Here is a 2,241-nt window from a genome sequence, read left to right as displayed (position 1 = left end):
ACACCTCGACATACCACTACAAGTCCCGCCGCACCGGACAGGCCCCACTCGAACGACGCATCAAGGAGATTTGTGAGACACGCGTGCGGTATGGCGTATCCCCACGGTGACGGCCGTCTTGTGATGTGAAGCCGAACATTGGAAGTCCTGGTGGTAGCACTGGGAGTAGTCCTATGACGAAGCAACATATTGAGGTGATCACGTCGGTCGAGCGTCGCCGGCATTGGTCTCGCGAAGAGAAAGAACGGCTGGTAGCGGCGGCGTTAGAGCCTGGAACCGTTGTCTCGGATGTGGCGCGCTCGGCCGGGATTCATGTCAGTCAATTATTCCGGTGGCGCAAAGAGCTCTGCCAGATATCAGCGCCGTCCGTGCCTCAGCATCAGCCGCTGAACCGGGAAAGTGAACGCTATGCCCGCGAGGGCATCGACCTCAGCCTCTCGACGCTTGCCGACCAGGTTGGCGCTTGCACCGCGGTCTTGAAGCCCTTGCACGGATTGATCGAGGCACATGTGCTTGCTGCCGAGCGTATACATGGCGATGACACGACCGTGCCGATCCTGGCGAAGGGAAAAACCAATACCGGGCGGATTTGGAGCTATGTCAGGGAGGATCGGCCGTTCGGCGGCACGTCGCCGCCAGCCGCCCTCTACTATGCCTCGCGCGACCGACTGCAGGAACATCCCGAGGGCCATCTGAAGACCGGCATTCTGCAGGCCGATGCCTATGGCGGCTACAATCCGCTGTTCAAGGCGGAGCGCCATTCCGGTCCGCTGACCCAGGCATTGTGCTGGGCGCATTCGCGTCGCAAGTTCTTCGTGCTTGCCGACATCGCCACCAACGCCAAACGGGGAAAGAACGCCACGCCGATCTCGCCGGTGGCGCTCGAGGCCGTGAAACGGATCGATGCCCTGTTCGACATCGAGCGTAACATCAATCGTCTCGCTGCAAGTGAAAGACTGGCGCGACGTCAGCAGGACAGCTGTCGTCTTGTCGAAGAGCTTGAGGCTTGGATGCGGACCGAGCGGACAAAGCTGTCGCGCAGCTCGCCCGTTGCCGAGCCAATCGACTACATGCTAAAGCGCTGGGAGGGCCTAACGTCCTTCCTGGACGACGGTCGGATCTGCCTGACCAACAATGCCGCCGAACGCGCTCTGCGCGGCTTCGCTCTTGGCAGGAAGTCGTGGCTGTTTGCGGGTTCCGATCGTGGTGCCGATCGCGCCGCCTTCATGGCGACGATGATCATGACCGCCAAGCTCAATGATATCGATCCGCAGGCATGGCTTGCCGATGTCATGGCACGAATTGCTGACATGCCGACAACAAAGCTTGCAGAGCTGCTGCTGTGGAATTGGACAGATCCGCATCCTACGATGGCGTTGGCATCATGACCGTCGATCGCATCGCCAGGCTACATATCCAACTCGACGATATCGAGCCTTTGATCTGGCGCAGGATCGAGGTTCCACTCACGATGAGCTTGAAGGGGCTCCACGATGTCATTCAGGCCGTGATGCTGTTCGAGGATTATCATCTGTTCGAGTTCGAGGCTGGTGGGCGGTGTTACGATGTGCCGGATCCAGAACACCTCTACGAACGCAAAACCTTTGCAGCTCGCAACGTCCGCATCGCGGCACTCATCGAGCGTGGGATCGCGACCTTTAGCTACACCTATGACTTTGGTGATAACTGGCGGCACACTATCACGGTGGAGGCAGTGGAGGATGGAAACCCCAGCATCGAATATCCGCGCTTCATCGATGGTGAGCGCAGAGCGCCGCCGGAAGATGTTGGCAGTACCTCGGGGTTCGAGGAATTCCTAAACGTCATGGCGAAGCCACGACATGCGCAGCATCGAGAGTTCGTGCGTTGGTATGGTGGCCGCTTTGACCCAGAAGATTTAAGCGTTGATATCATTCAAGACCGTGTCGCTAAAATTGCCCGCCGTCGGACTCTCGGAAAGGCTGGATTTGCGAAGAGCCAGAACCAGCAGCACTGACCAAATCTGAAAAACACAGAACGAGGCATCATGGTCTACCGCAACTCCGCCCTCTACACCCTGAAATATGTCGCAGCGATGCTTGATGAGGAAGAACACTTCTTGCGAGAATGTTCGATTGAGATGTTCTCTGAAGATGGCTGCTTGTGTTGACCTGCCACTGAAGTTTCATCCGGCTGCGATTAGAGCCTGGGCGGTTTTTGATACGCCAAATGGCGGGGTGGGAGCAACCGGCGGAAACGCGA

Annotated in this window: 3 protein-coding genes; all 3 read left to right on the top strand. The window is 58.1% G+C overall.

Features of this window, described 5'->3' with window-relative positions; all coding sequences use genetic code 11:
• The first annotated feature begins 173 nt into the window (after positions 1-173).
• Genes C8J36_RS24665 through C8J36_RS25695 form a run of 3 tightly spaced genes read left to right on the top strand, consistent with a single transcriptional unit; the run spans position 174 to position 2,149 of the window.
• Positions 174-1,388, top strand: coding sequence for an IS66 family transposase (locus tag C8J36_RS24665; RefSeq protein WP_281029277.1), 1,215 nt, complete (start codon positions 174-176; stop codon positions 1,386-1,388).
• Positions 1,385-1,996 (top strand): plasmid pRiA4b ORF-3 family protein, encoded by a 612-nt coding sequence (locus C8J36_RS24660; protein ID WP_132537889.1) that lies wholly within the window; start codon positions 1,385-1,387, stop codon positions 1,994-1,996. The genes C8J36_RS24665 and C8J36_RS24660 overlap by 4 nt, the downstream gene beginning before the upstream one ends.
• 30 nt (positions 1,997-2,026) lie before the next feature.
• Positions 2,027-2,149, top strand: a complete 123-nt coding sequence (locus C8J36_RS25695; RefSeq protein ID WP_281029276.1) for a hypothetical protein — start codon at positions 2,027-2,029, stop codon at positions 2,147-2,149.
• The last annotated feature ends 92 nt before the right edge of the window (positions 2,150-2,241 follow it).

The sequence above is a fragment of the Rhizobium sp. PP-F2F-G48 genome (genome assembly GCF_004342335.1).
Taxonomy (GTDB): Bacteria; Pseudomonadota; Alphaproteobacteria; order Rhizobiales; family Rhizobiaceae; genus Ferranicluibacter.
Note: the sequence above shows the minus strand (reverse complement) of the source record. Positions and strands in the feature narration are given on the sequence as shown.

Excerpts from the sequence above, each read along its gene's own strand:
- C8J36_RS24665 (WP_281029277.1), top strand. The coding sequence starts at position 174 with ATGACGAAGCAACATATTGAGGTGATCACGTCGGTCGAGCGTCGCCGG.
- C8J36_RS24660 (WP_132537889.1), top strand. The coding sequence starts at position 1,385 with ATGACCGTCGATCGCATCGCCAGGCTACATATCCAACTCGACGATATC.
- C8J36_RS25695 (WP_281029276.1), top strand. The coding sequence starts at position 2,027 with ATGGTCTACCGCAACTCCGCCCTCTACACCCTGAAATATGTCGCAGCG.